The 26,644-nt window shown below is 70.3% G+C and carries 25 protein-coding genes; 21 read left to right on the forward strand and 4 right to left on the reverse strand.

Going from position 1 to position 26,644, the window contains the following annotated elements:
• The first annotated feature begins 181 nt into the window (after positions 1-181).
• The 9 genes from KHF85_RS14165 to KHF85_RS14205 are packed head-to-tail and all read left to right on the forward strand — an operon-like array spanning position 182 to position 5,532.
• A complete protein-coding gene (locus KHF85_RS14165; RefSeq protein WP_284567156.1) occupies positions 182-670 on the forward strand; it encodes an SRPBCC family protein in 489 nt (162 codons plus the stop codon).
• Entirely contained in the window at positions 667-1,050 is a 384-nt protein-coding gene (locus tag KHF85_RS14170; protein ID WP_284567157.1) for a hypothetical protein, read from the forward strand. Before KHF85_RS14165 ends, KHF85_RS14170 begins: the two co-directional genes overlap by 4 nt.
• Positions 1,051-1,084: 34 nt before the next feature.
• Complete coding sequence (locus KHF85_RS14175) at positions 1,085-1,969, forward strand: SPFH domain-containing protein (RefSeq protein WP_284567158.1); 885 nt, start codon at positions 1,085-1,087, stop codon at positions 1,967-1,969.
• 22 nt (positions 1,970-1,991) lie between these two features.
• Entirely contained in the window at positions 1,992-2,171 is a 180-nt protein-coding gene (locus tag KHF85_RS14180; protein WP_064539206.1) for a type II toxin-antitoxin system antitoxin, read from the forward strand.
• Positions 2,168-2,353 carry a DUF4177 domain-containing protein gene (locus tag KHF85_RS14185; RefSeq protein WP_064539207.1) on the forward strand — a complete coding sequence of 62 codons (186 nt, stop codon included), beginning with the start codon at positions 2,168-2,170 and terminating at the stop codon, positions 2,351-2,353. The genes KHF85_RS14180 and KHF85_RS14185 overlap by 4 nt, the downstream gene beginning before the upstream one ends.
• Position 2,354: 1 nt before the next feature.
• Entirely contained in the window at positions 2,355-3,671 is a 1,317-nt protein-coding gene (locus tag KHF85_RS14190) for an alpha/beta hydrolase (protein WP_284567159.1), read from the forward strand.
• The gene (locus KHF85_RS14195; protein ID WP_284567160.1) at positions 3,668-4,234 is read left to right on the forward strand and encodes a hypothetical protein; all 567 of its coding nucleotides are present in this window, start codon (positions 3,668-3,670) and stop codon (positions 4,232-4,234) included. The genes KHF85_RS14190 and KHF85_RS14195 overlap by 4 nt, the downstream gene beginning before the upstream one ends.
• 15 nt (positions 4,235-4,249) lie before the next feature.
• Entirely contained in the window at positions 4,250-5,056 is an 807-nt protein-coding gene (locus tag KHF85_RS14200) for a M15 family metallopeptidase (RefSeq protein ID WP_284567161.1), read from the forward strand.
• A gap of 8 nt (positions 5,057-5,064) precedes the next feature.
• Positions 5,065-5,532 (forward strand): hypothetical protein, encoded by a 468-nt coding sequence (locus KHF85_RS14205; protein WP_284567162.1) that lies wholly within the window; start codon positions 5,065-5,067, stop codon positions 5,530-5,532.
• Positions 5,533-6,050: 518 nt separating this feature from the next.
• On the opposite strand, the gene KHF85_RS14210 is transcribed toward KHF85_RS14205, so the two are convergent.
• The gene (locus KHF85_RS14210) at positions 6,051-7,580 is read right to left on the reverse strand and encodes a hypothetical protein (protein ID WP_284567163.1); all 1,530 of its coding nucleotides are present in this window, start codon (positions 7,578-7,580) and stop codon (positions 6,051-6,053) included.
• A gap of 63 nt (positions 7,581-7,643) precedes the next feature.
• Positions 7,644-9,800 carry a RelA/SpoT family protein gene (locus KHF85_RS14215; RefSeq protein WP_284567164.1) on the reverse strand — a complete coding sequence of 719 codons (2,157 nt, stop codon included), beginning with the start codon at positions 9,798-9,800 and terminating at the stop codon, positions 7,644-7,646.
• A gap of 370 nt (positions 9,801-10,170) precedes the next feature.
• Here KHF85_RS14215 and xopV point away from each other — a divergent pair, with 370 nt between their 5' ends.
• The 8 genes from xopV (at position 10,171) to KHF85_RS14255 (ending at position 16,848) form a co-directional block, all read left to right on the forward strand.
• Positions 10,171-11,034, forward strand: a complete 864-nt coding sequence (gene xopV, locus KHF85_RS14220; RefSeq protein WP_409976709.1) for a XopV/AopV family type III secretion system effector — start codon at positions 10,171-10,173, stop codon at positions 11,032-11,034.
• Positions 11,035-11,214: 180 nt separating this feature from the next.
• Positions 11,215-11,295, forward strand: coding sequence for a pyrroloquinoline quinone precursor peptide PqqA (gene pqqA / locus KHF85_RS14225; protein WP_081274989.1), 81 nt, complete (start codon positions 11,215-11,217; stop codon positions 11,293-11,295).
• 63 nt (positions 11,296-11,358) lie between these two features.
• The gene (pqqB, locus tag KHF85_RS14230) at positions 11,359-12,258 is read left to right on the forward strand and encodes a pyrroloquinoline quinone biosynthesis protein PqqB (protein WP_284567166.1); all 900 of its coding nucleotides are present in this window, start codon (positions 11,359-11,361) and stop codon (positions 12,256-12,258) included.
• Between the two features lie 25 nt (positions 12,259-12,283).
• Positions 12,284-13,030: a pyrroloquinoline-quinone synthase PqqC gene (pqqC, locus tag KHF85_RS14235; protein WP_284567167.1), complete on the forward strand. Its 747-nt coding sequence runs from the start codon at positions 12,284-12,286 to the stop codon at positions 13,028-13,030.
• Positions 13,027-13,305: a pyrroloquinoline quinone biosynthesis peptide chaperone PqqD gene (gene pqqD, locus KHF85_RS14240; protein WP_284567168.1), complete on the forward strand. Its 279-nt coding sequence runs from the start codon at positions 13,027-13,029 to the stop codon at positions 13,303-13,305. Before pqqC ends, pqqD begins: the two co-directional genes overlap by 4 nt.
• Positions 13,302-14,423: a pyrroloquinoline quinone biosynthesis protein PqqE gene (pqqE, locus tag KHF85_RS14245; protein ID WP_284567169.1), complete on the forward strand. Its 1,122-nt coding sequence runs from the start codon at positions 13,302-13,304 to the stop codon at positions 14,421-14,423. The genes pqqD and pqqE overlap by 4 nt, the downstream gene beginning before the upstream one ends.
• Positions 14,424-14,544: 121 nt before the next feature.
• On the forward strand, positions 14,545-15,057 hold the full coding sequence (locus KHF85_RS14250) for a hypothetical protein (protein ID WP_237653237.1): 513 nt from the start codon (positions 14,545-14,547) through the stop codon (positions 15,055-15,057).
• A gap of 9 nt (positions 15,058-15,066) precedes the next feature.
• A complete protein-coding gene (locus KHF85_RS14255) occupies positions 15,067-16,848 on the forward strand; it encodes a chloride channel protein (protein ID WP_284567170.1) in 1,782 nt (593 codons plus the stop codon).
• A gap of 372 nt (positions 16,849-17,220) precedes the next feature.
• On the opposite strand, the gene hrpA is transcribed toward KHF85_RS14255, so the two are convergent.
• The gene (gene hrpA / locus KHF85_RS14260; protein WP_284567171.1) at positions 17,221-21,345 is read right to left on the reverse strand and encodes an ATP-dependent RNA helicase HrpA; all 4,125 of its coding nucleotides are present in this window, start codon (positions 21,343-21,345) and stop codon (positions 17,221-17,223) included.
• A 94-nt stretch (positions 21,346-21,439) separates the two neighbouring features.
• Between hrpA and KHF85_RS14265 the strand changes: the two genes are divergently transcribed.
• The 4 genes from KHF85_RS14265 to KHF85_RS14280 all read left to right on the forward strand — a co-directional run bounded on the left by KHF85_RS14265 (position 21,440) and on the right by KHF85_RS14280 (position 25,010).
• Positions 21,440-22,006, forward strand: a complete 567-nt coding sequence (locus KHF85_RS14265) for a Dps family protein (RefSeq protein ID WP_064538059.1) — start codon at positions 21,440-21,442, stop codon at positions 22,004-22,006.
• A gap of 220 nt (positions 22,007-22,226) precedes the next feature.
• Positions 22,227-22,466, forward strand: coding sequence for a hypothetical protein (locus KHF85_RS14270; protein WP_284567172.1), 240 nt, complete (start codon positions 22,227-22,229; stop codon positions 22,464-22,466).
• Positions 22,467-22,525: 59 nt separating this feature from the next.
• The gene (gene recQ / locus KHF85_RS14275; RefSeq protein WP_284567173.1) at positions 22,526-24,334 is read left to right on the forward strand and encodes a DNA helicase RecQ; all 1,809 of its coding nucleotides are present in this window, start codon (positions 22,526-22,528) and stop codon (positions 24,332-24,334) included.
• Positions 24,335-24,509: 175 nt separating this feature from the next.
• Entirely contained in the window at positions 24,510-25,010 is a 501-nt protein-coding gene (locus tag KHF85_RS14280) for a hypothetical protein (protein WP_284567174.1), read from the forward strand.
• 87 nt (positions 25,011-25,097) lie between these two features.
• Here the strand turns inward: KHF85_RS14280 and KHF85_RS14285 are convergent, their stop codons facing one another.
• Positions 25,098-26,567 carry an SGNH/GDSL hydrolase family protein gene (locus KHF85_RS14285; protein ID WP_284567175.1) on the reverse strand — a complete coding sequence of 490 codons (1,470 nt, stop codon included), beginning with the start codon at positions 26,565-26,567 and terminating at the stop codon, positions 25,098-25,100.
• Positions 26,568-26,644 lie beyond the last annotated feature (77 nt).

The raw sequence follows: 26,644 nt of genomic DNA on the forward strand, positions 1-26,644 counted from the left end.
GGCGGTGCCTGCGCGAAAGAGAGAGGACGCCATTCTAACGGCCGCGCGGCGCCGCCCGCTGACGGCAATCCTGCGCCGGCGCCGCGCGCGCGCAGAGGACGGAATGCTGTCTTCATCGCCCACGCCTGGGACGCTGTCATGAAGCGACCTGCGGCGGGCGTCCGGACAGTTCGACAGCGAGGTGCTGGTCGCGACCTTCGAGGCCAACTTCAACTGGAAGCCGGCCTACGAGAACCTGCGCGATGCGCTGCACCCGCGCTTCGTGCATGCGCGCACCCTGGCCCGGCAGGTGAAGTTCCAGGTGCAGATGGACGACGCCGGCATCGCCGACGCGCACCGCTATCACGCGCAAGGCAGCGCCGCGCAGGCCGAACACCTGGCGCGCCTGCGCAGTCTCAGCAACGGCGGCTTGAACGAGCCGCTGCAGTCGCTGCCGCACTACGCCTGGTACGACAAGGTCGAGCGCTTCGGCTCTGCCGTGGCGCCACGGTCGCGCCCACCGCGAAGATCGGCGAGAACTGACTGGTCGGCGCCGGCGCGATCGTCGGCGCGCACTGCGACATCGCCTACAACGCCTGGATCGGGACGGCCGCCGTGCCGGAGCACGGCGCGAAGATCGGCGCGTCGGCATGGATCGACGCCGGGGTTTTCATCGGTGCGCAAGCCGTGATCGGCAGCCACGCGACGCTGGGCCGGCGCGTGGACATCGCCGCAGGCGTGCGCGTCGGCAAACGCTGCACCGTCGACGTCCCCGGGTTGCTACCGCAGCGACATCGCCGTCGGCACCCATCACCTGGCCACGCTGCGCACGCCCGTGGTCATCATCGACGGCTGATCGCCGCGTCTGCCGCAGCGCACGCCTTGTCCGCTGCCCGCACCGGTGCCGGGCGGCATGCCGTGCCTGTGCGGGCCACGCATCGTGCCTGCGGCAGCAGCCACCAGCGCAGCGCACTCCCCGGCGACCATGACGGCAATGCCTTCGCCCAGGGCCGCCGCTCGATCGGCGCCGCCGCGGCATGCCGCCCCTCTTGCAAACCGATATCAAAGTGATATCTTTCCGCCACACCCCTTTGGGAACCCCGCCATGAAAGAACGCACGCTTCGCTCGCTGCCCGGCATTCCGCTCCTGCTCGGCGTCCTGGTCCTGGCCGGACTGGCGCTGTGGTTGTTTGTGGTCGGCATCACCAAGGACCCGGTCGCCGACGGGCCAAGCTCGCTGCCGCTGGTGCTGCTGTCGCTCCTGCTCGGCGCCGTCGCCCTGTTCAGCCTGTGCGGCCTGTACACGGTGCAGCCGAACCAGGCCGCGGTGCTGAGCCTGTTCGGCAAGTACGTGGGCACGGTCAAGGACAACGGCCTGCGCTGGAACAACCCCTTCTATTCCAAGAAGAAGGTCAGCCAGCGCGTGCGCAACTTCGAGAGCGGCCGGCTCAAGGTCAACGAACTGGACGGCAGCCCGATCGAGATCGCCGCGGTGATCGTGTGGCAGGTGATCGATGCGTCCGAGGCGGTGTACAACGTCGACGACTACGAGAGCTTCGTGCACATCCAGTCCGAATCGGCGCTGCGCGCGATGGCCACCAGCTATCCCTACGACCAGCACGAGGACGGCCAGATCTCGCTGCGCAGCCACCCCGTCGAGATCAGCGAGCAGCTCAAGCGCCACCTCGACGAGCGCCTGACCCAGGCCGGCGTGGACGTGATCGAAGCGCGCATCAGCCACCTCGCCTACGCGCCGGAGATCGCCCAGGCGATGTTGCAACGGCAGCAGGCCAACGCGGTGATCGCGGCGCGCACGCGTATCGTCGCCGGCGCGGTGGGCATGGTCGAAATGGCGCTGGCCGAACTGGAGAAGAACGGCACCGTGCAGCTGGACGAGGAACGCAAGGCGCACATGGTCAGCAACCTGCTGACCGTGCTGTGCTCGGACCGCGGCGCGCAACCGATCGTCAACGCCGGCTCGCTGTACTGATGCGCGAGCCCCGGACCCCGGTATGAGCGAGAAGAAGGCCTATCCGCTGCGCATCAACGCCGACGTGCTGACGGCGGTGCAGCGCTGGGCCGACGACGAGCTGCGCAGCCTCAACGCACAGATCGAATACGTGTTGCGCGACGCGCTGCGCAAGGCCGGCCGGCTGCCCAAGCCCGGCGACGACAAGGAACCCAAGCCATGAGCACACGTTGGACCTACCTCACCGTCGAAGTGAAATTCAAGCTCAGCTTCCTCGGCAGAGCGGACCCCGAACCGATCCAGGCCGAACTGAACAAGCACGGCGCCCTGGGCTGGGAACTGGTCAGCGTGATCAACTCGCCACGTCTGCAGCCGGTCCTGCTGGTCTTCAAGAAGCAGAGCTGACATGCGCGGGCGCGGCTCCTTCACCCCGTTACTGGCAGTGCTGCTGTTCCCGGCAGCCGCCTTCGCCGCCTCGCCGCGACAGGCCGCCGATACGCTGCTGGACCGCCTGCAGGCCGGCGACATCGCTGCGGCCGAACGCGACTTCTCGCCGGCGATGGCGCAAGCGGTGCCGGCCGAGAAACTGGCCGAGGCCTGGCACATGGTGTCCGCGCAGATGGGCGCGTTGCAGCAGCGCGGCACGGCCAGCGAACGCCAGCAGCAAGGGCTCAGCCTGATCGAGCAACGCCTGCAGTTCGAACGCGGGGCGATGCTGTTGCATGTCTCGGTGAACGCCGACGGCAAGATCGCCGGCCTGCTGCTGACCCCGGCGGCGCCACCGGCACCGCCACCACCCGCCGCCGATGCCGGCTTCGCCGAACAGGCATTCGCGGTCGGTCCGCTGCCCGGCACCCTGGCCTTGCCGGCCGGCAAGGGCCCGTTCCCGGCCGTGGTGCTGGTGCAGGGCTCCGGCCCGCTGGACCGCGACGAGAGCATCGGCCCGAACCGGCCGTTCCTCGATGTCGCGCGTGGCCTCGCCGCGCAAGGCATCGCAGTGCTGCGCTACGACAAGCGCAGCTTCGCCCTGCCGGAAAGCTTCGCCGGGCGCATGGAGGACGGCTTCACCATGGACGACGAAACCACCGACGATGCCGTCGCCGCGGTCGCGGCGCTGGCGCGCACGCCGGGCATCGACCCCAGGCGCATCTTCGTGATGGGCCACAGCCAGGGCGGCATGCTCGCCGCGCGCATCGCGCGCATGTCCGGCAAGACCGCCGGCATCGTCCTGTGGGCGGCACCGGCGCGCGCGCTGCTGGACCTGCTGCTCGACCAGAACCGCTATCTGCTGGGCCTGCAAGGCACGCCGTCCGCCGAGGGCAAGGCACGCCTGGCCGAGATCGAGCGGCGCGTGGCCAAGGTCCGCGGCGACGGCGCGGTGGCGCGGACCGATTCGCCGCAGGACCTGCCAGCCGCGTACTGGCGCGCCTTCGACAAGGTGGATCCGGTGGCGGACGTCCTCGCCCTGCGCCAGCCGGTGCTGTGGCTGCAGGGCGAACGCGACTTCCAGGTCACCGCGCCGGACTGGCAGCGCTGGCAGCAGGCGCTGGGCGACAACCCGCACGCGACCCTGCACCGCTATGCGCAGCTCAACCACCTCGGCATCGCCGGCAGCGGCGCACCGAACCCCGCCGAGTACGCGCAGCCCGGGCATGTCGACCCGCAGCTGATCGCCGATACCGCGCAGTGGATCCGCGCACAACGGATCCGCGCACACCAGTGACCGCCATACACAGCCATTCCCGCGCCGCACCGACCTGCCGCGACTACCGCGTGGCCACGCCCGGGCGCCTGCCGCTGCTGGGCCTGTGGCTGCCGCTGCTGCTCGCCGCCGGGCTGGTCGCCGCCGTGGGCCTGTCCAGCCCGGACCGCGGCCATCGCCTGCACTGGGCCACGCTGGCGCTGCTGCCCACGACCGGCACGGTGCTGAGCCTGCTGTACCTGCGGCGCGGCATCCGCCTGCAAGGAGCAACGCTGCTGGTCCGCTCCAGCCTGTTCGCCGCGCGCACCGACGTCGCGCAGATCGATCTGGCGCAGGCACGCGTGCTGGACCTGGCCGAGCACGGCGAATTCGCGCCGACCCGCAGGAGCATCGCTTACACCTTGCCCGGCTTCAAATCCGGCTATTTCCGCATGCGCAACGGCCAGCGCGCGTTCTGCCTGCTCACCGATGCCAGCGGCGTGCTGGCGCTGCCGTTGCGCGACGGGCGCTGGCTGCTGCTGAGCCCCGAACAGCCGCGGCAACTGCTGCAGGACCTGCAACGGCTGGCCGCGCACCGCGCTTAGCCCTACCCTGTGCGGATGCGCCCCGCTCCCGCCCTGCTGCTCAATACCGAATACATCGAACTGCTGCCGGCCAGGTTGCTGCGCGCGCGCAGCAACCTCGATGCACGTTTGCTCGCGCAGGCGACCTGGCTATTGCGGCGCAAGTGCGACGGCCGCTATCTGGCGGCCGCCTCCGCGCACGGCCTGCACGCGCTGCTGCCGCGGCTGATGCACGAATCCGGCATCGATGCGGCGCTGGATCGCCTCGACGCACTCCCCCTGCGCCGGCAACCCGACGACGCCGCACGGCTGCCGCTGAGCGCGCTGCACGAACGCCTGGCCGGCCTCGGCCTGGACGCCGAGGACTACGCGCGCAGCACCGGCCTGCCGCTGCAGGCCGAACCCGCCACCCTGCATGCCGCCGGCCGCGACCGCTACCGGCGCCCGCTGTGGCTGAGCGCCGGCGCTGCGCGCGCCTGGCGGGCGCTGCAGCGCGCCGCCGCGCGCGACGGCGTGGTGCTGGAGGCGATCTCCGGCTACCGCAGCCACGATTACCAACTGGGCATCTTCGCGCGCAAGTTCGCGCGCGGGCAGACCCTGCAGCAGATCCTGCAGGTCAATGCCGCGCCCGGCTATAGCGAACACCACAGCGGCGACGCGCTGGACATCGGCACGCCCGGCGAAGCGCCGGCCGAGGAAAGCTTCGAGCGCACCGCGGCCTTCGCCTGGCTGCGCGCGCATGCCGCCGGCTTCGGCTACCGGATGAGCTATCCGCGCGACAATCCGCACGGCATCGTCTACGAACCCTGGCATTGGCGCTGGCACGCGGGCGCGCCGGCATGAAGGTCGGCATGCAACAGCGTGCAGGGCGCCTGCTGCGCGGCGGCCTGGCGTGTTGCGCCCTGGGATTGCTGGCCCTGCCGTTTGCCCCCTGCGCGCAGTGGCACGATCGCCAGGGCAAGCCGGTCGCCGACAGCGCCGAGCGCGCGCACGGCAAGAATTTCGCAGCAACCGTCCACGTCGCCGACGACGCCGCGTTCGCGCGCTTCGGCAAAGAGTGGACCGAAGCCGACAGCAGCCACGGCCCGCAGTTGCGTACGACCGCACGCGTGCATCGTGGCGAACCGCTGCGCGTGGTCGTGCTGTATTCGGGCTGCGCGCCCAGTCCCAACAACGACGGCGCCTGCGATGCGCAACTGAGCCTGCGCATGCTCGGGCCGGATGGCCAGGTCGCGCTGCAGGAACCTGCGCGGCCGCTGACCAGCGGCGGCAAACCGGCCGCAGCGGGCATGCTGGAACTGGCGCCGCTGTCGCTGTAGCTGCGCTTCGAGCCTGAGGATCCGCTCGGTCCCTATGTCCTGCACGCCACGCTCAACGATCCCAGCCAGGACGCCTGGGTGCGCGTGCAGACGCAGGTGGAGCTGATCGCGGATTGACGTACAACCCTTGCCAATACCACTGAGAACACCTTAAACGTGCGGCGGAAGACCCGTTGGCAAGCACGGGCGCATTGCCTGCACCGCGACCGTAGCCTTGCTTGCTGGTAACGCCCGGTCGCGGCTGAAGCCGCTCCTACAGTGCACCCAGCAAGCGCAGCAAGCTCCTGTAGGAGCGGCTTCAGCCGCGACGAGCGGAGCCGGTAGCCGCGACGGTTTCGGTGATCGGTCGGGACTGAAGTTCCTCCTACAGCGCACCCGGCTGGATGGCCGCAAGTCCCTGTAGGAGCGGCTTCAGCCGCGACAATCGGAGTCTGGAACCACGACGGCTTCAGTCGCTATCTGGGCTGAAGTCACTGGGACTGGAGTCGCCAGCAAGCTCGGAGGCAGCGCAACGCCGCTCAACGCCCGGGCGACAAACTCCGCAGGCGGCGCGCGAACGCGGCCAGTTCCGGCGTGCCCGGATCGATCGCGCGGGCGTGGCGCAGGGCTTCGCGCGCGAACTCGGCATCGCCGGCGCTCAGGCGCTCGTCGCCGACCGCGAGCCAGCGCTGCGCCAGCCGCCGCCGCGCCGTAGCCACGCCGTTGCCGCCCGGCGCCAGCGCGCGCCAGGCGTAGTAGCACGCGCTCGCCGCCAGCACCCGGTTGCCGCGCAATTCGTCGTCGAAGCAGCGCCGCAGCGCCGCCAGCACGCGCTGCTCGGCGCTGCGTACGCGCGCATCGCGCGGCGCCAGCGCCTGCGCCGCCTGCAGCGCGTCGTAGGCGCTGCTGCCGGGCGGGGTCAGCCAGTCGCCGCGCGCCTCGGCCGCCTGCAGCTCGGTCAGCACGGCCTGCAGGCGGCGCGCGCGCGCCGCCGGCGACAGCGGCGAATGCAGCCTGGCCTGGCGCTGTTGCGCCCGCAGCAGCGCCTGCCGCGCGTCGGCCAGCGCGCGGCTGTCGGGCGCCAGCGCCTGCCCCTTCTGCAACGCGCGCTCGGCCTCGCCGAAACGGAAGTCGGCGGCCGCGCGCGTGGCCTGCGCCGCATAGGCCGCGGCCACGCGTTCGGCGCTGTCGCGCGCGCCGGCGGCATCGGGTGCGGCCGCGCGCAGCGTGGCCAGCGCCCGCGCCGCTGCGTCCAGCCGCTGCCGACGCAGCGCCGCATCGGCGTCGCGCTGCAAGGCTTCCAGCGTGCGATTCAGCGCCGCCTGCGCGGCCGGCAGATCGACATGCCCGGGATCGTAGTCGCGGGCGCTGTCCACCAGCGCCGCGGCCGCGGCCACGTCGCCCCGCGCCAGCGCCGCCTGCGCGCGCTGCAGCAATTCCGACAGCGCATCCTCGCGGCCTTCCAGCGCCTCGGTGCGTTCCGGGGCGAACTCCAGCACCTGCCGGTACAGCGGCAGCGCCGCGTCGGGCGCGCCATCCAGGCGGCCCTCGCGGCGGGCCTGCGCCGCCCGTTGCAGCAGTTGGTCGAGCCCGGCATGCGCGGCCTCGCGCTGGCGCAAGGCGGCGTCGATCCGATCGGCATCGGCGCGCGGCACCTGCAGCGCGCGCGCCAGCGCCAACGCCGAGCGCACCTGCGCATAGCGTCCGGCGGCCAGCGCCGCACGCGCCTGGCCGAGCGCGGCGCGGCCGGTCGCGGCCAGTCCGGCGCGGGCCTGCAGGCGGTCGCCGTCCAGCGCCAGCGCCGCCTCGAAGCGCTCGCGCGCGCCGCTGCCGTCGGCCGTGCTGAGGCGGCCGGCGCGCAAGGCGGCATTGCCCTGGTCGAGCAATTGCTGGATACGCGTTTCCGGCCACAGCAGATCGGCCAGCGGGCGGCGGAACATCACCAGCGCCAGCGCCGCCAGCAGCAGCGCCGCCAGCGCCCAGCGCCAGACACGGCGGTCGCGCCACAGCGGCACCGACCGCGGCGGGCGCCGGCGTTCGTCCCTGACCTGATCTGGCGGCTTGCTCACCGCGCAAGCTTAGCGCGCGTGCATGGCAAGACCATGCATGCGCCGGCCGCGCACGGCCTGCGTTCAACCCAGGCGCCGCGCCTCGTCCACCCCGGGCAGCGCGTCGAGCTTGCCGAGCAGCGTGGACAACTGCCCGTAGTCGCCGACCTTCAGGCGCAGCCGCAATTGGGTGCGGCCGCTGTCGCGCACGTTGTCGCTGTTGATCTCCAGCACGTGCGCCTCCTCCTGCGCGATCAGGTTGGTGATGTCCTTGAGCAGCCAGCGCCGGTCCATCGCCCGCACCAGCACGTCCACCTCGTAGCCGCCGCCGGCCTGGCCCCACTCCACCGGCAGCACCCGTTGCGGGTTGCTGGCGGCGAGCCGGGCGAAGGACGCGCAATCGACCCGGTGCACGGTGACGCCGCGGGTGCGGGTCAGATAGCCGGCGATCGGCTCGCCGGCGACCGGCTGGCAGCAGCGTGCCAGCTGCACCAGCAGGTTGCCCACGCCCTGCACGGTGAACTTGGACTTGGCCAGTCCGCTGCGGCGTGCGGTCGGCCGCGGCAGCGCCGGCGCCGCCGGCTGCGCCGCGGCGCGTTCGGCCTCGTGCAGGGCGCGGCCGACCTGGCTGGGGCCGACGTCGCCGAGCGCGACCTGGATGTACAGTTCCTCGATGCCGTCGGCATGGAATTTCTTCGCCGCCGGCAGCAGGTCGGCGTGCTGCAGGCCCAGGCGCTTGAGCTCGCGCTCGAGCAGGTCCTTGCCGGCCTGCACGTTGCGCGCGCGGTCGAGCTTGTGGAACCAGGCGCGCACCTTGTCGCGCGAACGGCCGCTGGCCAGGTAGCCGTTGGCCGGCAGCAGCCAGTCGCGGCGGGGCTCGGCCTCCTTTCCGGTGAGGATCTCGACGCGGTCGCCGCTGCGCAGCTTGTGGGTCAGCGGCACGATGCGGTTGTTGACCTTGGCGCCGCGGCAGCGGTGCCCGACCATGGTGTGCACGTGGTAGGCGAAATCCAGCGGCGTGGCGCCCTGCAGCAGGTCGATCACCTCGCCCATCGGGGTCAGCGCATACACCCGGTCCTCGACCAGTTCGGCGTCGAGCGCGCCGGCCAGCCCGCCCTGCTCGCCGTCCTGCGACTGTTCCAGCAACTGCCGCATCCAGGTGATCTTGCGGTCGAATGCCTTCTCCGCGCCCTTGCCGCCTTCCTTGTATTTCCAGTGCGCGGCCACGCCCAGTTCGGCCTGCGCGTGCATGTCGTGGGTGCGGATCTGCACCTCGATCGTGCGCCCTTCCGGGCCGACCACGGCGGTGTGCAGCGAGCGGTAGTCGTTGGCCTTGGGCCGGGCGATGTAGTCGTCGAACTCGCTGGGCACCGGCGCCCACAGCGCGTGCACCACGCCCAGCGCGGCGTAGCAGGCGGCGACGTCGTCGACCATCACCCGCACCGCGCGCAGGTCGTACAGCTGGTCGAAGGCCAGCCGCTTCTTCTGCATCTTCCGCCAGATGCTGTAGATGTGCTTGGGCCGGCCGCTGATCTCCGCACGCAGGCCCTGCTCGCCCAGCGCCTTGGACAGGATCTTCTTGACCGCCTCGATGTAGCGCTCGCGCGCCACCCGGCTCTCGTCCACCTCGCGCGCGATGCGCCGGTAGGTGTCCGGTTCCAGATGGCGGAACGCCAGGTCTTCCAGCTCCCACTTCAGCTGCCAGATGCCCAGCCGGTTGGCCAGCGGCGCGTGGATGTCGCGGGTCAGCTGCGCCAGCGCGCGGCGCTGCGCCTCGGGCAGCTTGTCGGCCACGCGCATCTTCGCCAGCTGCCGCGCCAGCAGGATCGGCACCACGCGCAGGTCCTGCACGATCGACAGCAGCAGCCGGCGCAGGCCTTCGCTGTTGCGCCCGGCCTCGCGCCCGGCGTGCAGCGCCCAGACCTGATCGGCCGCGTCTTGGCCGTCGAGCAGGCCGACCACCGCCTGCGCCCGCGCCGGCGGCACGACCGGCAACTGCGCCAGCTGCGCGCGCAAGCCGGGCAGGTCGAACAGCAGCGCGGCCAGCAACGCCGCTTCGTCGGCGGACAGCAGCGCCAGCGCGTCCAGCGTATCGGCCAGCACCGGCCACGGCGCGCGCGCGGTCTGTTCGGGCTGCGCGTGCCAGGCCTGCAACAGCGCTTCGCGCAGCGCGGGCGCCAGCGCGGCGGCAGCCGGACGCTGCAGCAGCGCCTCCAGGCCGGGATGAGCGAAGACAGTCAAGGAGCGGCGGTCGCGAAGAGGGGTGCCGATACACTAACCCGCTTGCGCTGCGGGTCACAATCGCCCGTGGATGGCGGCCGGGCGCGCCAGGCGGCGGCGCCTTTTCGCCGGCACCGATGACATTTCGCAGCTGTCGCGCGATCGGGCAACGCGGATGTCTAAGCTCAGGCGCCGTGTTTCGGTCGAAACTGCCATGAAGATCAACACAACTAGCCTGGTCAGCCCATCACGTTCGGAGCCTGCGGTTGCCGGCGGTCACAGCGACGGCAGCATCCCGCATCCGCAGGCATCCCCGCGACCGGGGATGGATGCCGCCTCGTCGCCGCTGCCGAAAGCACCGTCGCTACGCCGCACGCGTTCGCTGCCGGCCATGGCGCTCGGCACGCCCTTGCCCGCCGCACGGCTGGATACGCTGTTCGGCAGTTGCCAGCCGGCCCGCGGCAAGGTGTTGGAAAAAGACGGCGCCCTGGTCAAGAGAACGCCGATCCAGGCGCAGGAAGTCGAGGAGCTCGGCGAGGGCATGGGGCGGGTCAAGATCAATCCGAGCCGGGTGGTTATCGCCACTGCAAAGCCGTTGCGCAAGCTCGGCCGGGCAGCGACCGCCCCGTCCACCTCCAGAGCGGCGGCCAAAGCATTGGAACTGAGCGAGGCAGAACTGCATCAAATCGCCAGCCAGCCACCCACGCTGCTTACCCAGGAACAGATCGAGAAAATGCAGCCTGCCACGCCAGGCGCGCAGCTGGCGCAGTGCCTGAACCTGGAGGCGCTGCGCAAGCGGCAGGTCGAATACAAATGGAACATCAGCCGCAACGGCAGCCTGATCGTCGGCGAGACCCATCCGAATCACCCGCTCACCGGCGACATGAAGGATAAGGCGGTACGCAAGGCCGAACAGCTGTACGCGCAAGGGCATGTTACCCTGGTCGGCGGCCAACCATGGAACACCCCCTGGGAACGCAATCGCTTCCTTCCCGAATCGAGGATCTGCGGCAGGCTGTACTACGACGAAAAAGACCGGCTGTGCATCGACAACGACTCCGGCCGGTTCAGCGAATACGCGGACCGTACCCCGTCGCATCTGGCCAATGTCGCCGCCCTGTTCCAGGAACTTGGCTTGCACGTGGAAACCGAGTGGGTCCAGAAGAAACCGATCGAACTTGTCAAGCAGGCGCGCCGCGCGGACGCGACCTCCGACACGGCGGCCGCGTCGTCCTCGGCGGCCGCGGTTTCCTGATGCCGCGTTTCTGACGCACTTTTAGCCCAGTGTGATCGGACTTACATTTGTCGACCGTTTCACCTTAAATTCACAACACCCGTCAAGTCCATGCCTATTCTGGGCATGACGCGCACTCGTCGTTTGTGGCGAATGTAGAGCGTCGTTGCTGAGCTGTTCGAACCTTCCAGAGGCATTGCAATGAAGACATGGAACAAGCCCGTGATTCGCGAGATCTGCGTCGGTGCGGAAATAAACGCTTACGCCTCCGGCGATCTTTGATCGCGTGTCAGCCACGTTGCCGAGACGATGCGTGACCGGCCAGGCGCCGTAGACGGAGACCGGATGCACCTCATCGTATTGGGATCGGCGGCCGGCGGGGGGCACCCGCAATGGAACTGCCATACGCCCGCGAGCCTGCGGGCATGGCAACAGCTTGCGGGTGCCCAACGTCGCACCCAGGCCAGCATTGCGGTCAGCGCAGACAACCAGCGCTGGCTGCTGATCAACGCCTCGCCCGATTTCCGCCAGCAACTGTTGGCGACCCCGGTGCTGTGGCCGCAACGCGACCTGCGCCATTCCCCGATCGAGGCCGTGCTGCTGACCAGCGGCGAGATCGACCATATCGCCGGCCTGCTGTCGATGCGCGAAAGCCAGCGCTTGGATCTGTACGCCAGCGGCCGCGTGCTCGACCTGCTGGCACAGAACCCGATCTTCGACGCGCTGCACCCGGCCTACGTGCAGCGCCATGCCTTCGCCCTGGACACGCCGCTGTCGCTGCTCGGCCTGCAAGTGACCCCGTTTGCGGTGCCGGGCAAGGTGCCGCTGTTCATGGAGAGCCACCACAGCGGCGACCTGGCCGGCTCCGACGAGGAAACGCTGGGCCTGACCATCGACGACGGCCGCCATCGCCTCCACTACATTCCCGGCTGCGCCGCCATGACCGACGCGCTGCGTGCGCGCCTGCGCGGCGCCGAACTGGTGTTCTTCGACGGCACCCTGTGGCGCGACGACGAACTGGTGCAACTCGGGGTCAGCACCAAGACCGGCCAGCGCATGGGCCACCTCAGCATCGACGGCGAGGCCGGTACCCTGCGCGCGTTCGCCGACCTGGACGTGGCGCGCAAGATCTTCATCCACATCAACACCACCAACCCGATCCTCGACGCCGGCTCGGCCGAACGCGCGGCGGTGGCCGCGCACGGCTGGGACGTCGCCCACGACGGCATGGACATCACGCTGTGAAAAATCCGCCTGTGAGCACCCGCTTGTGAGTGCATTGCTGAGCCCCGAACAGTTGGAAGCGGAACTGCGCGCAATCGGCGCGCGCCTGTACCACGACCAGCATCCGTTCCACGCGCTGCTGCACAGCGGCCGGCTCGAACGCGGCCAGGTCCAGGCCTGGGCGTTGAACCGCTACGAATACCAGCGCTGCATCCCGCTCAAGGACGCGGCGATCCTGGCACGGATGGACGATCCGGCGCTGCGCCGGATCTGGCGCCAGCGCATCGTCGACCACGACGGCAGCGCCGACGGCGAAGGCGGCATCGCGCGCTGGCTGCACCTGACCGACGCGCTGGGCCTGGACCGCGCGCTGGTGCAGTCCGGTCGCGCGCTGCTGCCCGGCACTCGCTTCGCGGTGCAGGCGTACCTGCACTTCGTGCGCGAGAAGAGCCTGCTGGAGGCGATCGCCTCGTCCCTGACCGAGCTGTTCGCGCCGGGCATCATCGGCCGCCGCGTCGCCGGCATGCTGCAGCACTACGATTTCGTCTCGCGCGAGGCGCTGGCGTATTTCGAGCACCGCCTGCACGAGGCGCCGCGCGATTCGGACTTCGCCCTGGACTACGTCAAGCGCCACGCCGATACGCTGGAAAAGCAGCAACTGGTGCAGGACGCGCTGCGCTTCAAGTGCGGCGTGCTGTGGTCGCAGCTGGACGCGCTGCACTTCGCCTACGTGCAACCCGGCGTGGCCTGGCCGGAGGCGTTCGTCGCCGCCCCGGCGCAGGCGGTGGCATGAGCGCAGCGGCGCCCGACAGCTGCCCGCGGCTGGCGGCCGGCGTGCGCCTGCAGCACGACCGCACCCGCGCGCAATGGGTGTTGCTGGCGCCGGAACGGGTGATCGAACTGGATGACATCGCGCATGCGATCGTGTCGCGCTGCGACGGCACGCGCTCGCTGGCGGCGATCGCCGCGGAACTGGCCGCCGAGTTCGCCGCCGATCCGGCCGAGGTCGAGCGCGACGTGCTCGAGCTGGCCGCGGATCTGCACGGCAAGCGCCTGCTGCGCGCATGACCCCGACCGTGCCGCCGCCGCTGTCGCTGCTGCTCGAGCTGACCCACCGCTGCCCGCTGGCCTGCCCGTACTGCTCCAACCCGATCGCCCTGGCCAGCCTGCGCGAGGAGATGGACACTGCCGGCTGGCGCTCGGCGCTGGACCAGGCCGCGGCGATGGGCGTGCTGCAGGCGCATTTTTCCGGCGGCGAACCGATGCTGCGCCAGGACTTGCCTGCGCTGGTCGCGCATGCACGCGCGCTGGGCCTGTACAGCAACCTGATCACCTCCGGCGTGGCCGGCGGCGCGCCGATGCTGGCGCAACTCGCCGCCGCCGGGCTGGAACACGTGCAACTGAGCGTGCAGGACGCCGATGCCGCCGGCGCCGACTTCATCGCCGGCTACCGCGACAGCCTGGCCAAGAAGCGCGCCTTCGCCGCAGCGGTGCGTGCGCTCGACCTGCCGCTGACGATCAATGCGGTGATCCACCGCCACAACGCCGAGCGGGTGTCGGCGATGATCGAGCTGGCGCTGGAACTGGGCGCCGAACGCCTGGAAGTGGCGCACACCCAGTACTACGGCTGGGGCCTGCGCAACCGCGCCGCGCTGATGCCCAGCCGCGCGCAGATCGACGCCACCGTGGTCGCGGTGACCGCGGCACGCGAACGCCTGCGCGAGCGCCTGACCATCGACTTCGTCACCCCCGACTACTACGCGCAGCGGCCCAAGGCGTGCATGGGCGGCTGGGGCCGGCGCTTCGTCAACATCTCCCCGCGCGGCGACGTGCTGCCCTGCCATGCCGCCGAAACCCTGCCGGACATGGTGTTCGAAAACCTGCGCGAGCGCCCGCTGGCGGCGATCTGGCAGGACGGCGAGGCGTTCGCCCGTTATCGCGGCACCGCGTGGATGCCGGAGGTGTGCCAGGGCTGTCCGAAACGCGAGATCGACTGGGGCGGCTGCCGCTGCCAGGCGCTGGCGCTGAGCGGCGACGCGGCCACGCTGGACCCGGTCTGCGAGCGCGCGCCGGAGCATGCCGACCTGCAGGCGCTGACGCAACGCGAGGCCGCCGACGCGGCGCCGGCCTTCGTGTACCGGCGTCCGCCCCGCACCGCGTCCACGGCGGAATCCGGCGCCGGCTGAGCGCCGCGGCAACCGCGCCCACTTCGGAGCAGCGCGGGCACCGCCGCGCCGGCCATCCCCGCGGCGCCCGCGCCACGTCTTGCGACTACACTAGCTCGCACTCCACTGCCCGGATCCCGCCATGCTGCTTGCGCGCCTCACTCCCCTGGTCCTGTGCGCGGCGCTCGCCGTGGCCGCCGCTCCTGCCGCCGCGCAGCGCGCCGTGGCAGGCGACCTGCAGACGCAGATGTCGGCGCAGCAGTTCAAGGCCGCCGGGCTGGACAAGCTGTCGCCGCAGGAGTTGGCCGCGCTGAACGACTGGCTGCAGGGCAAGGTCGCCAAGGAGACCGCGGTGGCGCTGGAGAAAGCCAAGGAAGAAGGCCGCCAGGAAGTGATCGTGAAGAACCGCGGCTTCTTCGACTTCGGCAGCCAGGAGCCGATCGAAAGCACCCTGGTCGGCACGTTCAGCGGCTTCTCCAAGGGCCGCCACTACGTGCTGGCCAACGGCCAGGAATGGGAGCAGACCGAAGCCGCCAGCCTGGCCAGCGTGCGCCGCAACGCGCCCAAGGTGAAGATCACCCCGGGCATCATGGGCGCGTGGTACATGCAGATCGACAACTACAACACCCGCGCCAAAGTCCGTCGCATCAAGTAACCGCCTGCCGTGAACGTGCGCCAGCCGCCGCGGCCGGGCCTGGCCGACGCCTCGCACAGCCTCGCCGACGCGCTGCGCCGGCGCTTCCGCGCCAGCGATATCTGGTTCATCGCGCTCGCCCTGCTGGTCGGCCTGCTCGCCGGCCTGCTGACCCTACTGCAGAGCGGCCTGGCGCACGGCGCGCAGGCCTGGCTGTACGGCCTGGACGTGGATGCCCGGCTCAGCGCGCTGCCGGCGTTGAGCCTGGGCCAGTTGCTGGTGCTGCCGCTGGGCGGGCTGCTGGTCGGCCTGCTCGGCATGGCCGCGCGCGCGCGCAAGCGCCAGCTGATCGATGCGGTCGAAGCCAATGCGCTGCATGGCGGGCGCATGTCGATGCGCGACAACCTGATCGTGTCCGCGCAGACGTTGCTGTCCAACGGCTGCGGCGCCTCGGTCGGGCTGGAAGCGGCGTACACGCAGATGGGCGCAGGCAGCGGCTCGCACCTGGGGCGGATCCTGCGCCTGCGCCGCGCCGACATCCGCACCCTGGTCGGCGCCGGCGCCGGCGCGGCCATCGCCGCCGCGTTCGGCGCGCCGCTGGCTGGCGCGTTCTATGCGTTCGAGATCGTGATCGGCGCGTACTCGCCGTCGGCGCTGGCGCCGGTGGCGGTGGCCTCGCTGGGCGCGGTGTTCGTGGCCCAGGCCGCCGGCGTGCAGCCGTATCTGCTGCCGGCCTCGGCGGCGTCTGCGCTGGAAGCGCGCGACTACGTGCTGTACGCGCTGCTCGGCGTGATCTGCGCGCTGCTGGCGGTGGCGGTGATGCGCCTGGTCGCGGCGATCGAGCAGGCGGTCAACCGCAGCCCGCTGCCGCGCTGGGCCAGGCCGGTGGCCGGCGGGCTGATGCTGATCCCGCTGGCGCTGATCACCCCGCAAGTGCTCTCCTCCGGTCACGGCGCGCTGCACCTGGACCTGACCAGCCCGACCTCGCTGCAATGGCTGGGCGTGCTGTTGTTGCTCAAGTGTCTGGCCTCGGGCATTTCCCTGGGTTTCGGCTTCCGCGGCGGCCTGTTCTTCGCCTCGCTGTTCATGGGCTCGCTGGTCGGCGGCCTGTTCGCCGGCCTGTTGAACCTGGGCACCGGCATGGCCCTGGTCGATGGCACCGCCGCCTCGCTGGCGGGCATGGCCGCGCTGGCCGCGGCGGTGGTCGGCGCGCCGATGACGATGGCGATGCTGGTGCTCGAGGGCACCCATGATTTCGTGCTGGCCAGCGCGGTGATGGTGGCGGTGCTGGTGGCCAACACCATCGTGCGCCAGGTGTTCGGCTATTCGTTCTCGACCTGGCGCCTGCACCTGCGCGGCGAGACCATCAAGAGCGCGCGCGACGTAGGCTGGGTCAAGCACCTGAGCGCCGGGCGGATGATGCGCCAGGACGTGCACCCGCTCGCCGCCGGCACCTCGGTGGCCGAGTTCCGCCGACGTTTCCCGCTCGGCTCGAGCACCCGCGTGGTGCTGGAAGACGAACACGGCCGCTACGCCGGGCTGGTGACGCTGGCCGCGGCCTACGCCGACGGCGTGAACGCCGACGCCGCCATTGCCGACTACGCCGGCAACCGCGACGTGGCGCTACGCGCCGAGACCGACGTGGTCACCGCGATGCGCCAGTTCGACCTGACCCAGAGCGACGAACTGGCGGTAGTCGACGCACACGGCAAGGTGCTCGGCGTACTGACCGAGAGCTTCGTGCGCAAGCGCTACGCCGAGGAGCTGGACAAGCGCCAGCGCGAGCTGATGGGCGAGCGGGTGGATGATTGAGGCGGGACTCGGGACTCGGGACTCGGGACTCGGGACTCGGGACTCGGGACTCGGGACTCGGGACTCGGGACTCGGGACTCGGGACTCGGGACTCGGGACTCGGGACTCGGGACTCGGGACTCGGGACGGCAGGATGATGTCCCGGGGTAAATCGATGTCAAGCGATTTGATGCAAAAAGGGCCGATTTTTTAAAAAAAAGCGGCTTTTTTTTGCAGCTCCGGCGCAGCCGCTTTTTTTGTAGGAGGGGCTTCAGCCCCGACGCGTTACCGGTAAGGCGTCGGGGCTGAAGCCCCTCCTACAGAAAAGCAAAAATGCGCCGAACTTGCGAAAGTCCCGAGCCCCGAGCCCCGAGGCGTCCCGAGTCCCGAGCCTCACCGCCCCCCAGCCACCCGCTGCGCCAGCTTCTTCGCCGAGATCCCGGCCTTGGCGCCCAGTTCCTGCGCGAACAGCGACACGCGCAATTCCTCCAGGTCCCAACGCAGCGCCTGCCATTGCGGATCGGCGCTGCGTCCGGCCGCGGCGGCATCGGCCAGCGCATCGACGAAGGGCTTCAATTCCAGCATCCGCGCCTGGTCGCGGGCCGGATCGCGCTTGGCGCGTTCGGCGCGCAGGATCATCGCACGCAGGTAGCGCGGGAACTGCGCCAGCGCCGTGGCAGGGGTTTCGCGCAGGAAACCCGGATGCACCAGCGCCGCCAGCTGCGCGCGCAGGTCGTCGAGGTTGCCGCTGGCCCAGCCCATCAGCGGCGATTCCAGCTGCGGTTTCAATTCCGCCGCCGCGCCCATGATCGCCTCGGCCAGCTTCAATCGCTCCATCGCCTCGCCGAACAACTGCTTGCCGGCCGCATCGCGGCGCTGGGCGAAGCTACCCGGGTCGCGGATCGCGTCCAGGCCCTCTTCGAGCAAGGCATTCAACGCCGCATCGACCAGATCGCCGCGCAGCCGCTCCTGCGACTCGATCGCCGCATACAGCAGCCCGGTCTTCGGCGACACCGGCAGTTGCTTGCGCGCCTGCTTGACCTTGTCGGCCAGCGCGATCTCCAGCAGCCGGCGCACGCCGCGCGGATGCGCCGCCTCAGCCTGCGCGCGGTCGGCGAAGATGCGCAGCGCCGCGGCCTCGCCTGCGTCCACCAGGGCCGGATACGCCGGCACCCCCGCTTCGCCCGGCACCTGCAGCGGGATCGGCGCGGACGGGAACTCGCGCAGCCCGTCCGCGGCCATCTCGCGCCCGGCGCGCGCGGCGAACGCCTGCCCGGCGCGATCGCCGAAGCGCGCGCGCAACGCCTCCAGGTCGCGCGATTCGGCCAGCACCTTGCCGGCGTCGTCGCGCAGCCGCAGGTGCATACGCAGATGCGGCTCCAGCGCGCTTTCGTCGAAGTCCAGCGCGCTCAGCGCCGCGCCGGTGGCGCGCTGCAGGAAGCGCGCCAGCTCGCCGCGGATGTCGTCGGCGCTGGGCTGCGGGAACGCCTCGCAGAAGGCGCGGGCGAAGTCCGGCGCCGGCACGTAGTTGCGGCGCAGCGCCTTGGGCAGGCTGCGGATCAGCGCCGCCGCCTTGTCGGCGACGAAGCCCGGCGCCAGCCACGACAGCCGCGCCGCATCCAGCGCATTGAGCAGGTGCAGCGGCACCTCCAGGGTCACGCCGTCGTCGGCCGCACCGGGTTCGAATTTGTAATGCAGCGGCAGCCGCGCGTCGCCCAGCGCGAAGTATTTCGGATAGCGATCGGCCTCGCTGCCTTCGCCCGGCAGCAGGTCGGTCAACGACCAGTGCAGCGCGCGCCGCTGCTCCGGCGCCAATGCCTTCCACCACGCGTCCAGGCCGGCGGCCGAATGCAGTTCGCCGGGAATCCGATCCAGGTACCAGCGCGCCTGCCAGTCCTCGTCGGCGACGATGCCGGCGCGGCGCAGCTTGGCTTCTTCCTCGTGCGCCTGCGCCAGCACTTTCTGGTTGTCGGCGACGAAGCTGGCGCGGGTGTCGATCTCGCCCGGCACCAGGCCCTGGCGCACGAACAATTCGTGCGCGCCAGGCGGGTCGATGCGGCCGTAGTGCACCGGCTTCTTCGGCGCCAGCACCAGCCCGAACAGGCTGATCTGTTCGGACGCCAGCACCTGCCCCTGCGCGCGCGACCAATGCGGGTCGAAATGCTTGCGCGCCAGCAGGTGCGGCAGCTCGGCGATGACCCAGTCCGGCTCGACCGCGGCATTGGTCATGCCCCACACCTTCTGCGTGTCCAGCAGCGTGGCCGGCAACACCCACGGCGGCGGCTTGCGGGCAAGCGTGGAGCCGGGGAACAGCAGGAAACGGCGCTGTCGCGGCGCCAGGAAATCGCCCTTCTCGGTGCGATGGCCGACCTGCGTCGGCAGACCGGCGAGCAGTGCGCGGTGCAAGGCCTGATAGGCGGCGGCGCGTTCGCGCTCGCTGGCGCGTGGCGCAGCGTCGGTTGCGTTGGCCGGCGGCGCGGGCCTGGCAGCGACCGGCGCGACCGCCGCCGGCTCGCTGCGTCCTTCGCGCGCCAGCCGCGCCGCGCGATGCAACTGCCCACGCGTTGCGCGCGCGCTGGTCTCGGCATCGCGGGCCGGTGGCGGCGCTGCGGCACCGGCCAGCAGCGGCAGCAGCGAGGCCGCCGCCGGCTCCTCGCTCCAGCCCAGTTCCTCGCACAGCAGGTGCAGCTGGCGGTGCAGTTCGCGCCATTCGCGCATGCGCAGGAAACCGAGGAAGTGGCGCCCGCACCAGTCGCGCAGCTTGGACTGGGTCAGCTCCTCGTGCGCCTGCCGATAGCCGTCCCACAGGCGCAGGATGCCGACGAATTCCGAGCGCGCATCGGCGAACTTGGCATGTGCGTTGTCGGCCGCCTCGCGCGCTTCCGGCGGGCGCTCGCGCGGGTCCTGGATGCCCAGGAACGCGGCGATCACCAGCATCGGCCGCAGGCAGCCGTGCTGCTGCGCGGCCACCAGCATCCGCGCCAGCTTCACGTCTACCGGCAACCGCGCCATCTTGCGGCCGATCTCGGTGAGCTTGCGCAGGCCGTGGCGGTCGGGCTCGCCGACCGCGCCCAGTTCCACCAGCTGCTGCCAGCCATCGGCAACCGCGCGCTCGTCCGGCGGTTCCAGGAACGGGAAATCCTCGATCCGCCCCAGGCCCAGCTGCAGCATGCGCAGGATCACCCCGGCCAGGCTGGAGCGGAGGATCTCCGGATCGGTGAACTCCGGCCGCGCCTGGAAATCGGCCTCGGCGTACAGCCGGTAGCAGATGCCCTCGGCCACGCGCCCGCAACGGCCCTTGCGCTGGTTGGCGCTGGCCTGCGAGATCGGCTCGATGTGCAGCCGGTCCAGCTTCTGCCGCGGGCTATAGCGCTTGATCCGCGCATAGCCCGGATCGACCACGTAGCGGATCCGCGGCACGGTCAGCGAGGTCTCGGCGACATTGGTGGCCAGCACCAGGCGCCGCCGCGGGCCGGGATTGAACACCCGGTCCTGGTCGCTGTTGGACAGCCGCGCGTACAGCGGCAGCACTTCGGTCTCGCGGTACTTGCGCCGCTCCAGCGCCTGGTGCGCATCGCGGATCTCGCGCTCGCCGGGCAGGAACAGCAACACGTCACCGCGCGCATCCAGCCGGGTGATCTCGTCCACCGCGGCCACGATCGCATCGTTGACGGTGCGCTCGCCGGCACGGTCCTCGCCCTCGCCGTCCGCACCGCCGCCCTCGCCCTCCAATGGCCGGTAGCGCACTTCCACCGGGAACGTGCGGCCCTCGACGCTGATCACCGGCGCGCCGTCGAAATGCTCGGCGAAGCGCGCGGTGTCGATCGTCGCCGAGGTCACGATCACCTTCAGCTCCGGGCGCTTGCGCAGCAGCTGCTTGAGGTAGCCGAGCAGGAAATCGATGTTGAGGCTGCGCTCGTGCGCCTCGTCGACGATGATCGTGTCGTAGCTGGACAGCCAGCGGTCGCTGGCGATCTCGGCCAGCAGGATGCCGTCGGTCATGAACTTGATCCGGGTCTCCTCGCCGACCCGGTCGTTGAAGCGCACCTGGAAGCCCACCGCCCCACCCACCGGCGTGCGCAATTCCTCGGCCACGCGCGCGGCCACCGCACGCGCGGCGATGCGCCGCGGCTGGGTGCAGCCGATCATGCCGGCGGCGCCGCGGCCGGCGGCCAGGCACAGCTTCGGCAGCTGCGTGGTCTTGCCCGAGCCGGTCTCGCCGGCGATGACCACCACCTGGTGCGCGCGGATCAGCGCCACGATGCGCTCGGCCTCGCGCGCGATCGGCAACTGGTCGTCCAGGGTGATCGCCGGCGCCGCTGCCGCACGCGCCTGGCAGCGCGCCCGCGATTGGCCCAGCGCCTGCTCGAACGCCGCCTCCAATGCGGGATCGCCGGGCGCGGCCTGCCAGCGCGACCATAGGCCATACAGGCGGCCGCGGTCGCGGGTCAGCGCCGCGTCGATCGCGTCGCGGCGCTCGCGCAGGCGGGTGGCCAATTCTTTTTCGATCGTGCTCATCAATCGGATGCCGTTGAACGTTGAATAACAGCGCATGCTTTAGTCTGTCTATTGTGACGCCATATCGTTCCCAACCCCTCAAGAGGATTCCCTGATGGCCAAGAGCAAGACCCCCGGCAAGACCAAGCGCCCCACCAAGCAGGCAGCGTCCACCACGCCGCTGGCCGCGCTGGCGCCGTCCGCGCCCAACATCGATATCGGGATCGGCGGCGGCGACCGCAAGAAGATCGCCGACGGCCTGTCGCACTTCATGGCCGACGCGTTCACCCTGTACCTGAAGACCCACAACTTCCACTGGAACGTGACCGGGTCCATGTTCAACTCGCTGCACCTGATGTTCGAGACCCAGTACACCGAGCAGTGGGCGGCGCTGGACGACGTCGCCGAGCGCATCCGCGCGCTGGGCTTCAACGCGCCGGGGTCGTACAAGGAATTCGCCGCGCTGACCTCGATCCCGGAAGAGCCGGGCCTGAGCGACAGCGCCGACTGGCGCGAGATGGTGCGCCAGCTGGTGGTCGGCAACGAGGCGCTGTGCCGCACCGCGCGCAAGGCGCTGAAGACCGCCGACGATGCCGGCGACGACCCGTCGGTGGACATGCTGACCCAGCGCCTGCAGACCCACGAAAAGTACGCGTGGATGCTGCGGTCGTTGCTGCAGTAAGCCCTGGGGCTCCGCCCCCTGGCGGGCTTACCCAAAGTTTCGCCGATGGCGAAACCTTGGGCCCCTGCTCACTCGCCTGCCACAACCCCGCGCCTGTCGGCGCGCCCCCTTGACTCAAGGGGGCTTGCACGCTGGAAGCCTCTGCGCAAGAGGCCTCCTAACTCACACACATCCTGCATACTGACCCACCAGGGTCGCGGCCCGCCCACATGGACGTTCGATGAGTGCTGCGTCTCCCTCGCTGCGTGGCCCGCTGCTGGCCATCGTGCTGGGATGCGTCGTCGCTATCGCGGCTGGCTTGGCCGCCGGCTTTTATGCGGGGTCGCAACTCGACGACTCGGGCGTGCACACCAATAGTGGACATGGGCTGGTCGCGTTGCCGGTGCTGCTGATCGGCCACTTCGTCGGCAGGCGCCGCGCGCGTCGGTCGATGCCTACGCACGCGGCCGCTGGCGCCTGACACCGCGGTGCGTGGCGGTGACGCACTGCCGCGCTTGACCTACGCGGTATCCTAGGCACATGCAATCTTCCGCCCATTCCGTACTCGGCCGCGTGTTCGGCTACGACCAGTTCCGCGGTCCGCAGCAGGACATCGTCGAACACGTCGCCGCCGGGCAGGACGCGCTGGTGCTGATGCCCACCGGCGGCGGCAAGTCGCTGTGCTACCAGATCCCCTCGCTGCTGCGCGACGGCACCGGCCTGGTCATCTCGCCGCTGATCGCGCTGATGCAGGACCAGGTCGAAGCGCTGCGCCAGCTCGGCGTGCGCGCCGAATACCTCAATTCCACGCTGGACGCCGAGACCGCGCAGCGGGTCGAGCGCGAACTGCTGGCCGGCGAGCTGGACCTGCTGTACGTCGCTCCCGAACGCCTGCTGACCCCGCGCTTCCTGTCGTTGCTCGAACGCAGCCGCATCGCCCTGTTCGCGATCGACGAGGCGCACTGCGTGTCGCAATGGGGCCACGATTTCCGCCCCGAGTACCGGCAGCTGACCGTGCTGCACGAGCGCTGGCCGCAGATCCCGCGCATCGCCCTGACCGCCACCGCCGATCCGCCGACCCAGCGCGAGATCGCCGAGCGCCTGGACCTGACCCAGGCGCGCCACTTCGTCAGTTCCTTCGACCGCCCCAACATCCGCTACACCGTGGTGCAGAAGGACAACAGCAAGCGCCAGTTGCTGGATTTCCTGCGCGCGCACCGCGGCAGCGCCGGCATCGTCTACTGCATGTCGCGGCGCAAGGTCGAGGAAACCGCCGAGTTCCTGGCCAAGGAAGGGCTCAACGCCCTGCCCTACCACGCCGGCCTGCCGGCCGAGGTGCGCGCCGGCAACCAGCGCCGCTTCCTGCGCGAGGACGGCATCGTGATGTGCGCCACCATCGCCTTCGGCATGGGCATCGACAAGCCGGACGTGCGCTTCGTCGCGCATACCGACCTGCCCAAGTCGCTGGAAGGCTACTACCAGGAAACCGGCCGCGCCGGGCGCGATGGCGAAGCCGCCGAGGCCTGGCTGTGCTACGGCCTGGGCGACGTGGTGCTGCTCAAGCAGATGATCGAAAAAGGCGAAGCCGGCGAAGACCGCAAACGGGTCGAGCGGCGCAAGCTCGACCAGTTGCTGGGCTATTGCGAATCGATGCAATGCCGGCGCCAGGTGCTGCTGGCCGGCTTCGGCGAGACCTATCCGCAGCCCTGCGGCAACTGCGACAACTGCCTGACCCCGGCCGCGGCCTGGGACGCCACCGTGGCCGTGCAGAAGGCACTGAGCTGCGTCTACCGCAGCGGCCAGCGCTTCGGCGTCGGCCACCTGATCGACATCCTGCGCGGCAGCGACGGCGAGAAGATCAAGCAGTTCGGCCACGACCGGCTCAGCACCTACGGCATCGGCAAGGACCTGGACGCGCGCGCCTGGCGCGGCGTATTCCGGCAGCTGGTCGCCACCGGGCTGCTGGAAGTGGACAGCGACGCCTACGGCGGGCTGCGCCTGACCGACGGCAGCCGCCAGGTACTCAAGGGCGAGCGCCAGATCATGATGCGCCGCGAGGCGCCCAGCCGCGGCCGCGAGCGCGGCGAGCGCAGCGGCAGCCCGCGCACCGGCGTCCCGGTGCAGCCGCAGGACCTGGGCCTGTTCAATGCGCTGCGCGACCTGCGTGCGGGCCTGGCCAAGGAGCAGAACGTGCCGGCGTTCGTGATCTTCCACGACAGCACCCTGCGCAACATCGCCGAACAGCGCCCGACCAGCCTGGACGAACTTGCCCACGTCGGCGGCATCGGCGGCACCAAACTGGCCCGCTACGGCCAGCAGCTGATCGATATCGTCCTGCAGCAAGGCTAGCCACAGTAAGAAGAAGGCGGCGCTTGCCGCCGCATCGCGGCAGATGGCCGGCGCCGGCAACAAAATTCCCCAGCACCGACAGGCCGGGTTCAACGTGATCTTGATAGCGTCGGCTCATGGTGGCGCGCAGCCGCAGCTGCCGCCCTCCAGCCCCTCTTTCCTTGGCGTACGTCCGATGAAACGATCCCTCCTGCTTGCCTGCGCCCTGCTCGCCGGCCCGGCCATGGCGCAAACCTCCGCCGACGCCGGTTCCGGCAGCCGCGACAGCGAAGCGGCCAAGCGCGCGCTGGACCTGAGCGTGCCGCAGCAGCCGATCACCTACGGCAGCGACCCGGTGTACAAGGCCGATCCGCCCGGCGCCTACTACGGCGACACCAGCGGCACCTCGGCCTCGGCGCAGAAGGCCGCGGCCACCCAGGCCGTGGCCGAGGCCGAGCAGGCGCATGCCGACCGCTGCAAGGGCGATGTGCACGGCAGCGTCGCCACCGGTTTCGGCTATTCCTCGCGCGGCGGCAACAGCAACTATCAGGCCGCCAACCTCAACCTGTGCAAGACCTATTACAACGACGACGGCAAGCCGCGCGAAGTGGGCATCAGCATCAGCGTCGGCCAGAGCGAAGGCCACGGCGGCTACTACGGCCGCGGCGGCTACGGCTATCCCTACGGCGGCTGGTAGCGGCCAAGCCGCCGGCGCAGCGGCGGCATGCGTGTATCGGCATCGGGCCGGCGCACCACGCGCGGCACTGAACTTCCCTGTCCGGCGCTACAGCGCGTCCATCTGCGCACGCACGTCTGCCGCCATGAGGCCGTAGCCCGCAGTGGTGGGATGCGTGCCGTCGGTGGTCGCATAGCGCGCGGCTCCGGTTGCCAGAAATTTCATATCGTCGCTGCCGCGGATCGATGGCCAATGCTGGAACGCATCGACCGCTGCGCCCGCATTCGACGCCAGCCAGGCGCTGAGTTGCGCAGCGAGTCCTGTGCTGTCCCAGCCGCCAGGGCCGCCGCAATAGTTCTGGTTCGCTTCTGTGGCCCAGCTGTCGGTCGAGGTGGTCCGCGGCAACAGGTCCGCGACCAGGATCTTCTGCACCTGGTTGGCGCGCAGCATCGAGTAGATGGCCGACAGCCGCGTCTGCAGCGTGTCCAGCGACACGCCGGTGCCGGCGATGCCGATGTCGTTAGTACCGTACATGACGACGGCATGCGTCGCGTATCTCGCCAGCGTCGCGCTACGCGCATCAGCGACTGCTATCGTGCTGGTGCTGGCGTGCACGGCCATGTTCATGTAGCCGATCTGGCTTGCATCGGCGTCGCTCGAATCGCGCATTGCCCGCGACATCCAGCCCAGGCCGGCCACGCGCGTGGTGCTGCCCGCATCGCCGGTGCCCTGACAGAGCGAATCGCCCACGCACAGCCATGCCTTGGCCGCCGCATCAACGTGCCGACCGACCAGTTTGGGCACATAACCGTTCGGGCGGCTCTGCACCGCATCTCCGGTTTGCGTCCATTGCCCCGCCGCATACACGTCGCTGCTGACGGTCAGCGTTGGATCGAACCAGGCCACGCGGGCTCCGGATTGCGACGTGGCGCGCGCCGAGCTGTTGCACAGGTTCGATGCCGTGGACAGGTCGAACAGCACCAGCATCTTCACGTACACGATCGTCCCGCGCGCGAACGTCGCAAGCGCGAAGTCGGCCGGCGTGAGCGGATCGCTCAGGACGTCGTTGGCGCCATCGTCCAGGGTGATACCGGCCGCGCCGCCGAAAGTGATCGGCTTCACCACGCCACCGATCTCCAACGATGCCCCCTGAATCGGCAGCGTATTGCCCAGGTTGACCATCGCATTGTTGCGGTAGGAAAAGCACCAGTTGTCCAGCAGCAGCCGCAGCTCGGACAGGTCAGCGGAGCCAAGCACATAGGGCCAGCGGATCTGCACGCCGCGCTTGCCGATCGACTCCTTGCCGTTGTGCACCACATTGCCGGAGGACGCGAAGCGCAATGGGTTCTGCCCAACCGGGGGATCGCCGTCGTAGTACCGCTGCGACGGCAGCGCCTGCACCTGGCCTGCGCTGGACTCGGCCGCCGCCACCGGCACGCGCAGCAGGCCCGCCGCTGCCGCCAGCGCGCTCCACTGCAGGAAACGGCGCCGCGACGGATCCTGTTCCTGTGCAGCCGCATCGGCATCGCCGGTGTGCTCGCACTGCGCCGTTTGCTTATGACCGGAAACCGGACTCATCGGATTACGCGGGGATGGACGGCCGCAGGACGCGACGTGTAAACATGGCAATACATCGCTTGCTCCTGTCTGCTTCT

The sequence above is a fragment of the Xanthomonas graminis pv. graminis genome, from assembly GCF_030168915.1.
Taxonomy (GTDB): Bacteria; Pseudomonadota; Gammaproteobacteria; order Xanthomonadales; family Xanthomonadaceae; genus Xanthomonas_A; species Xanthomonas_A translucens.

Excerpts from the sequence above, each read along its gene's own strand:
- pqqD (WP_284567168.1), top strand. The coding sequence starts at position 13,027 with ATGAGCGCAGCGGCGCCCGACAGCTGCCCGCGGCTGGCGGCCGGCGTG.
- KHF85_RS14205 (WP_284567162.1), top strand. The coding sequence starts at position 5,065 with ATGCAACAGCGTGCAGGGCGCCTGCTGCGCGGCGGCCTGGCGTGTTGC.
- KHF85_RS14185 (WP_064539207.1), top strand. The coding sequence starts at position 2,168 with ATGAGCACACGTTGGACCTACCTCACCGTCGAAGTGAAATTCAAGCTC.
- recQ (WP_284567173.1), top strand. The coding sequence starts at position 22,526 with ATGCAATCTTCCGCCCATTCCGTACTCGGCCGCGTGTTCGGCTACGAC.
- KHF85_RS14175 (WP_284567158.1), top strand. The coding sequence starts at position 1,085 with ATGAAAGAACGCACGCTTCGCTCGCTGCCCGGCATTCCGCTCCTGCTC.
- xopV (WP_409976709.1), top strand. The coding sequence starts at position 10,171 with ATGGCGCTCGGCACGCCCTTGCCCGCCGCACGGCTGGATACGCTGTTC.
- hrpA (WP_284567171.1), bottom strand. The coding sequence starts at position 21,345 with ATGAGCACGATCGAAAAAGAATTGGCCACCCGCCTGCGCGAGCGCCGC.
- pqqB (WP_284567166.1), top strand. The coding sequence starts at position 11,359 with ATGCACCTCATCGTATTGGGATCGGCGGCCGGCGGGGGGCACCCGCAA.
- KHF85_RS14270 (WP_284567172.1), top strand. The coding sequence starts at position 22,227 with ATGAGTGCTGCGTCTCCCTCGCTGCGTGGCCCGCTGCTGGCCATCGTG.
- KHF85_RS14250 (WP_237653237.1), top strand. The coding sequence starts at position 14,545 with ATGCTGCTTGCGCGCCTCACTCCCCTGGTCCTGTGCGCGGCGCTCGCC.
- pqqE (WP_284567169.1), top strand. The coding sequence starts at position 13,302 with ATGACCCCGACCGTGCCGCCGCCGCTGTCGCTGCTGCTCGAGCTGACC.
- pqqA (WP_081274989.1), top strand. The coding sequence starts at position 11,215 with ATGAAGACATGGAACAAGCCCGTGATTCGCGAGATCTGCGTCGGTGCG.
- KHF85_RS14280 (WP_284567174.1), top strand. The coding sequence starts at position 24,510 with ATGAAACGATCCCTCCTGCTTGCCTGCGCCCTGCTCGCCGGCCCGGCC.
- KHF85_RS14180 (WP_064539206.1), top strand. The coding sequence starts at position 1,992 with ATGAGCGAGAAGAAGGCCTATCCGCTGCGCATCAACGCCGACGTGCTG.
- KHF85_RS14285 (WP_284567175.1), bottom strand. The coding sequence starts at position 26,567 with ATGAGTCCGGTTTCCGGTCATAAGCAAACGGCGCAGTGCGAGCACACC.
- KHF85_RS14190 (WP_284567159.1), top strand. The coding sequence starts at position 2,355 with ATGCGCGGGCGCGGCTCCTTCACCCCGTTACTGGCAGTGCTGCTGTTC.
- KHF85_RS14265 (WP_064538059.1), top strand. The coding sequence starts at position 21,440 with ATGGCCAAGAGCAAGACCCCCGGCAAGACCAAGCGCCCCACCAAGCAG.
- KHF85_RS14200 (WP_284567161.1), top strand. The coding sequence starts at position 4,250 with ATGCGCCCCGCTCCCGCCCTGCTGCTCAATACCGAATACATCGAACTG.